This is a genomic window from Micromonospora maritima (assembly GCF_902825405.1).
GTDB lineage: Bacteria > Actinomycetota > Actinomycetes > Mycobacteriales > Micromonosporaceae > Micromonospora > Micromonospora maritima.
On record NZ_CADEAU010000287.1, the window covers coordinates 1 to 6,981 of the forward strand.

Annotated in this window: 5 protein-coding genes; 1 reads left to right on the forward strand and 4 read right to left on the reverse strand. The window is 73.6% G+C overall.

Annotation, left to right across the window (positions count from 1 at the left end; genetic code table 11):
* From HUW36_RS21900 to HUW36_RS21915, 4 genes are all read right to left on the reverse strand, one after another.
* On the reverse strand, window positions 1–389 hold a 389-nt coding region (locus HUW36_RS21900; RefSeq protein ID WP_174529891.1), incomplete at its 3' end, for an RNA 2'-phosphotransferase.
* A 58-nt stretch (window positions 390–447) separates the two neighbouring features.
* Window positions 448–1,563 (reverse strand): hypothetical protein, encoded by a 1,116-nt coding sequence (locus tag HUW36_RS21905; RefSeq protein ID WP_217428847.1) that lies wholly within the window; start codon window positions 1,561–1,563, stop codon window positions 448–450.
* A gap of 323 nt (window positions 1,564–1,886) precedes the next feature.
* Window positions 1,887–2,936 carry an aldo/keto reductase gene (locus tag HUW36_RS21910; protein WP_174529892.1) on the reverse strand — a complete coding sequence of 350 codons (1,050 nt, stop codon included), beginning with the start codon at window positions 2,934–2,936 and terminating at the stop codon, window positions 1,887–1,889.
* An 80-nt stretch (window positions 2,937–3,016) separates the two neighbouring features.
* Window positions 3,017–4,957, reverse strand: coding sequence for an ABC transporter ATP-binding protein (locus tag HUW36_RS21915; RefSeq protein WP_174529893.1), 1,941 nt, complete (start codon window positions 4,955–4,957; stop codon window positions 3,017–3,019).
* A gap of 238 nt (window positions 4,958–5,195) precedes the next feature.
* On the opposite strand from HUW36_RS21915, the gene pgi reads away from it, so the two are divergent.
* The gene (gene pgi, locus HUW36_RS21920) at window positions 5,196–6,830 is read left to right on the forward strand and encodes a glucose-6-phosphate isomerase (RefSeq protein ID WP_174529895.1); all 1,635 of its coding nucleotides are present in this window, start codon (window positions 5,196–5,198) and stop codon (window positions 6,828–6,830) included.
* Window positions 6,831–6,981: the final 151 nt, after the last annotated feature.

Consider the following 6,981-nt stretch of genomic DNA (forward strand, 5'->3'; position numbering starts at 1 on the left):
GTCGCCACGTCCGGCGACAGGTGTACGTGGTGCCGGCGCCCCCGGCGCAGCCCCTCGGCCCGGATGGCGGGCAGCACGTCCTCGGCGGTGCCGTGGAAGAGCCGGTCCGGCGGCGTGGCCGGGGTCAGGCCGAGGTCGACCGGGACGGAGTGCCCCTGGTTGGCGCGGATCCGGTCGACCCCGTCCGGGCCGGCCTCGACGGCGAAACGCTGCTTGTCGTTGCCGGCCACCACGGCGTCGAGGTCGGCGCGGCTGATCCGCAGCGCGGCGAGCAGGTCGGCGACGGGCGTCCAGCCGGCCCGGTCGAGCGTCAGCTGAAACCGGTCGGGGCGGTGGCGCAGCGCCAGCGAGATGCGCTTGCTCACCCGGACCAGGTCACGGTGTTCCATCCGGACAGTGTGGAGACCCGACCGCGCGGCGTCGACCGGGTTCCCGGCGGCGGTCCGCTCAGCGGGTGGCGGCCGACGCCGGGTCGGCCCTCAGGCCGGCGACGTCCACCACCTCGAAGTCGCTGCCGCGCAGGCGGTCCAGCGCGTGCAGGGCGTCGTTGTCCCAGCGCGGATCCGGCGCGCCGGAGATGAACCAGGCGGAGCCGTGGTCGGCCACGATCAGCCCGTGTCGACGCATCGCCTCGGCCACGATCCGGGCCTGCCGCGGCAGCCCCGACAGGTCGACCGAACGCTTGAGCCGCAGCCGCTGGCCGAGCTGCGGCAACGTCGGGTCGGTGGCCGACGAGGCGGAGTGGCTGGCCGGCCACGTCCAGCCGGTGCGGGTACGCGGCACGGTGACCCGGATCGCGTGGTCGATCCGGCCGGCCGCCACCTCGTCGTAGCGCACCAGCCCGGCCAGCACGGACAGCCCGGCCGCATCGGCGGAGGTCCAGCCGGCCCGGCGCATCCGGTTGGAGCGCAGGTCGAACACCGCACCCGAGCCGGCCCGCCACCCGGCCCCGGACCGGTGCGCGTCGAACAGCTCGTACGCCCGGCAGGCACTCCGGTCCCAGACGATCACGTGCCGGTCACCGGTGCCCGACGGCCCACCCTCGACCTTCGCGTCCGGCGGGATCGGGTACGGCCCGGGGTCGCTCTCGTCGGCGTACCCGAAGGTGACCGGCACCCGCCGCTGCCCGGCCGGGACGACGGTGACCGGGATGCCGATCGGCGCGCCCGCCCACGTCCCGGAGCCGAAGTCGGCGTGCACGGTCGCGCCGGCGCCGATCGCGCCGACCATCGCGGCCGACCGGGCGTGGACCGGCAACCGGGAGACGTCGGCGTGCCAGACGTTGTCGGCCGGGAAGACGGTGCACGCCCCGGCTCCCGCGCTCGGCCGGGCCCCGATCCCGGTCCGCGCGGCGGGCACCGGCGACCTTTCCGATGTCGTGGCGGCGCCGCCGGGCGGGACGGTGACGCCGGGCGCGGCGCCGGACGTTGCGGTGCCGGAGGTGGCGGTGCCGGCTGCGCCCTCCCCGGATGCGGCGGGATCGCTGCCGGACGTGGAGCAACCAGCGGTGACCAGGGCCAGCACGGCGACGACGGCGGCGTGGCGAGGGCGAAGGCGGAGCATTCCGGCGATCCTGCCCCAGCCCGCTCTCCCCAGCAACCATCCGTCCGCTTCACCACCCCCGCGCGCTGCCACCCGCAGCAACACCGACCGACTTCCCGCCCGCATCTCAGGAAAGGCGTCCCAGCGGACAGGACTCGCGTAGATCTTGGTAGCAAAGGGCCCCTACAGGGGCCGTTTCCTACCAAGATCTCTGCACGGAAGCGGGCTGGACAGGGGTGTGCTGGAGGTGCCGGCCTGGCGGTGGGGCCAGGGCACCGTCAAGCGGCCGGAGCTCTTCGCCGCGTGGCGGTGGCGATCGGGCGAAACGGGTACCCCGTGGGTGGTCAGGCGGCGGCGCGCTCCGCCGTCGGGCGGCGGCGCTGCGCCGGGTCGGTGAGGGCCGGCGGGGACCAGACGCCGTCCGGCGGGTAGAGGTCGACGCCGGGCGGGACGATCTCGTCGATCCGGTCGAGCACCGCGTCGTCGAGCGTCAGCGCCGCCCCCGCCAGCAGCGCGTCCAGTTGCTCCATCGTGCGCGGTCCGATGATGGTCGAGGTGACCGCGGGGTGCGCGGCGGTGAACGCCACGGCTAGCTGCGGCAGCGTGCACCCGACCTCGTCGGCGAGCGCGACGAGGTGCTCGACGGCGGCGTACTTGGCGTCGTTGCCGGGCAGCGCCGGGTCGAACCGGGCCGGGGTGCGCGCGGGGCGGCCCGAGGTGAGGTCCACCGGCCGGCCCTGCCGGTACCGTCCGGACAGGAAGCCGGAGGCCAGCGGGCTCCACACCAGCACGCCCATCCGGTAGCGCCGGCACACCGGCAGCACCGACGCCTCGATCCCCCGGGCCAGGATCGAGTACGGCGGCTGCTCGGTGCGGAACCGGCCGAGCGCGCGCCGTTCGGCGACGTGGTGTGCCTCCACGATCTCCTCGGCCGGGAACGTCGAGCAGCCGAACGCCCGGATCTTGCCGGCCCGGACCAGGTCGGTGAGCGCCGCGAGCGTCTCCTCGACGTCGGTGGTGTGGTCGGGGCGGTGCACCTGGTAGAGGTCGATCCAGTCGGTGCCGAGCCGGCGCAGGCTGTCCTCGACGGCCCGGACGATCCACCGGCGCGAGTTGCCGCCCCGATTGGGTCCCTCGCCCATCGGGAAGTGCACCTTCGTGGCGAGGACCACGTCGTCGCGCCGACCTCGCAACGCCTTGCCGACGATCACCTCCGACTCGCCCGCCGAGTACATGTCGGCGGTGTCCACCATGTTGACGCCGCGGTCGAGCGCCGCGTGCACGATGCGGGCGCAGTCGTCGTGGTCGGGGTTGCCGACGGCACCGAACATCATCGTGCCGAGGCAGTGGACGCTGACCTCGATGCCGGTGCCGCCGAGGACGCGGTAGCGCATGTGGACTCCCTGGTGGGTGACGCCGCACTGACCGGGCGGCGGCCGGTCCGGTCACCGTAGGAGTTCGAGTGCACTGGAGGTCAACGGTCGGTGGCGGCCTCCCCCGCGCCGGCCAGATAGCCGGCGGCCTGGAGTTCGAACAGCTCCCGGTAGGGCCCGTCCTGGGCCATCAGCGCGTCGTGGTCGCCGTGCTGCACGAGCCGGCCGTGGTCGAGGACGAAGATCTGGTCGGCGTGCCGGACGTTCGCCAGCCGGTGGGTGATCAGGACGACGGCCCGGTCGGGGTGCCGCCGCAGGTGGTGGAAGAGCGCGTGCTCGGCCCGCGCGTCCAGCGCGGCGGAGGGTTCGTCGCAGATCAGCAGTCGGGCGTCCCGGTAGAGGCCCCGGGCGGCCACCAGTCGCTGCCACTGGCCGCCGGACAGGTCCTGCCCGTCCTTGAACTGCCGGTCCAGCAGTGTGTCGTACCCGAAGGGGAGTTCGCTGATCATGTCGTGCGCGGCGGCCTCCCGGGCGGCGGCCTCGACGCTCGGGCCGGGCCCGTCGGCCCGGTCGTGCCGGCCGACCCGGATGTTCTGCCGGGCCGTGAACGGGAACTTCCACCAGTCCTGGCTCATCACCGCCACCTGGGCGGCGACCTGGCGCGGGTCCAGCTCGGCGGCGTCCACGCCGTCCCAGCGGATGGCGCCGCCGGTGGGCCGGTAGAGCCCGGCGATCAGCTTCGCCAGCGTGGTCTTGCCGGAACCGTTCTCGCCCACCAACGCGACCACCTCGCCGCGCCGGATGGTGAGGCTGACCTCGTCGACGGCGGCGCCCTCGGTGTCCGGGTAGCGCAGGCTGACCCGGTCGAGGTCGATGCGCGCGAACCCGTCGACCGGTCGCTGCCCGCCGGTCGGCACCCGCCGCCCGGCCCGGTCGAGGAAGTCGCGGTAGTCCTGGTAGTAGAGGGCGTCCTCGTACAGCGAGTTGGTGGCGAAGATCGTGGTGCGCAGGCTGGTGCGGGCAAACTGGAGGGCGAGCAGCGCGGTGGCCGCCGCCGCGAGGGCGACCACGCCGCCCATCAGCAACGCGCCGAGCACCAGGTAGAGCCCGAACGTGGCGACCCCGGTGACGGACAGGCCGATCGCCCGGGTGATCGTCTGCGCGCGGGCCAGCCGCAGCTCGGCCCGGGTCTCCAGCCGGGTCATCAGGCGGTATTCCGAGAGCAGGAAGTCGCGCATCTGGTAGGCGCGTATCTCGGCGGCGGTGTGGCGGTTGGCCATCAGGTCACCGAGCATCCACTTGCGGCGACGGCGGGTGATCCGGGCGAGCCAGTCGATGTGCTGGCGGCGGGCCATCCGCACCGCGGTGACCGCCTCCGGGGCGGCGGCGACGAGCAGGCACGGCAGCAGCGACGGGTGGATGATGGTCACCGCGGCGGCGGTGGCCGCCACGCCGACCACGCCGGTGACCAGGTTGACCGTGTCGTTGACCAGCGAGCCGGCCTCGACCAGACCGCGGTCGCGGGCGCGGTCCATCTCCTCGGCGAAGCCCGCGTCGTCGAACGCCGCCAGTTCCACCACCGAGGTGGTCTCGAACAGCCGCCGCTCCACCGTGTAGTTGATCTGCGGGATGAGCCGGGCCTGCGCCCAGCCGGCGGCGATGGTCAGCGCGCCCCGTGCGGTGACGGCCGCCGCGGCCAGCGCCAGGGCCGGCAGCGCCGCCCGGATCCGCCCCGGCGTCGGACCGGCCGCGAAGAGCTGGTGCAGCACGCCGGTGGTGGCGAGCAGACCAAGGGTGGTGAGCACGCCGGCGGCGACGTTGAGACCGAGTGACGCCGCGGTGTCCCGTCGACTGGTCGCCCAGCCCAGGGCGATCGCCTCGCGGACCAGCGCGGGAAGTCGCCGCGCCACCGACCAGAAGCCGGTGTGGGCGAGTTCGGTGGCACGGTGCATCCAGTGCGGGTCAGCCAGCTCCGGGAGCGGCTCGTCCGGGAGCGGCTCGTCCGGGTCGGACGGGGATCGAGGGGGGATCACCCCGGCCATGGCACCTCCTCCGCACACGATCGAAGCAGCAGGAGCTTACTGTGAGCGACGTCAGGATGTCAGCCAGTGACCGGCGTGTCGAACAGACGTCGCAACGGCGTGTCCGCGCCGCCCGGCACCTGCCCACAGGGTGGGCGATGTCGCGTCGCGTCGCGCGTACCGGCCCCGGGTGGCAGGCTGGTGGGGTCGCGGGCGCGGGCCCGTGACCGCCCCCGTCGCGAAGGAGAAGATCGACCCGATGGCTGTGGACGTCACCACCACGGACGAATGGCAGGCGCTGCGCAAGCACGCCGAGGCGATGCGCGGCACCCACCTGCGCGACCTCTTCGCCGCCGACGGGCAGCGGGGCGAACGGCTCGCCGGTGAGGTCGCCGACCTGCACGTGGACTACAGCAAGAACCTGGTCACCGACGAGACGGTCGCGCTGCTCGCCGCGCTGGCCGAGCGGGTCGGCCTGACCGAGAAGATCGCGGCCATGTTCGCCGGGCGGCACATCAACGTCACCGAGGACCGGGCCGTGCTGCACACCGCGCTGCGGCTGCCCCGGGACGCCTCGCTCACCGTGGACGGCCAGGACGTCGTCGCCGACGTGCACGCCGTGCTGGACCGGATGTCCGCCTTCGCGCAGCGGGTGCGCTCCGGCTCGTGGCGCGGTCACACCGGCGAGCGCATCACCACCGTGGTGAACATCGGCATCGGCGGGTCGGACCTGGGCCCGGTGATGGCGTACGAGGCACTCAAGGCGTACCGGGACGCGGGCATCAGCTGCCGGTTCGTGTCCAACATCGACCCGACCGACATCCACGACAAGACCGCCGACCTGGACCCCGCCCGCACCCTGTTCGTGGTGGTGTCGAAGACGTTCTCCACCCAGGAGACGCTGGCCAACGCCGACCAGGCGCGGCGCTGGCTGCTCGCCGGGCTGGACGCCGACGACGACGCGGTGGCCCGGCACTTCGTCGCGGTCAGCACCAACGAGCAGCGGGTCCGCGACTTCGGCATCGACCCGGAGAACATGTTCGGCTTCTGGGACTGGGTGGGTGGACGATACTCGCTGCCCTCGGCGGTCGGGCTGTCGGTGATGCTCGCGATCGGGCCGGACCGGTTCCGCGAGATGCTGGCCGGCTACCACGCGGTCGACGAGCACTTCCGGTCCACCCCGGTCGAGCGCAACGTGCCGGCGCTGCTCGGCCTGCTCAACGTCTGGTACACCGACTTCCTCGGCGCGGAGACCCACGCCGTGCTGCCGTACGCGCAGTACCTGCACCGGTTCCCGGCCTACCTCCAGCAGTTGACCATGGAGAGCAACGGCAAGTCGGTCCGCGTCGACGGCGCCCCGGTCACGTACCCGACCGGGGAGATCTTCTGGGGTGAACCCGGCACCAACGGGCAGCACGCGTTCTACCAGCTCATCCACCAGGGCACCCGGTTGGTCCCGGCGGACTTCATCGCGTTCAGCCGGCCCAACCACGACCTGGGCGACATGCACGACCTGTTCATGTCGAACTTCTTCGCCCAGACCGCCGCGCTGGCCTTCGGGCGGACCCGCGAGCAGGTGGAGGCGGAGGGCACCGCGCCCGAGGTGGTGCCGCACCGGGTGATGGCGGGCAACCACCCGACCACCTCGATCCTGGCGCCGAAGCTCACCCCGGCCACGCTGGGCCAGCTGATCGCGCTCTACGAGCACATCGTCTTCACCGAGGCCGCGGTCTGGGACATCAACGCCTTCGACCAGTGGGGCGTGGAGTTGGGCAAGGTCATGGCCAACCAGCTCGCGCCGAAGCTGACCGGCCCCGACCCGGACCTGGCCGACGTGGACACGTCCACCGCCGAGCTGATCCGCCGCTACCGCGCCGAGCGCGGCCGGAACTGACCGGACCGACGACGCCCGGGCGGCCCGACCGCCCGGGCGTCGTCGTGCCCTGGGGGCATGCGGAACCCGTCCGCCGGGGCGAACGCCGACCGATGACGGCCCCGACGGTCCCGGCCGGGATCAGGGGCGCAGGAGGTCGGCGTGGGCGGCG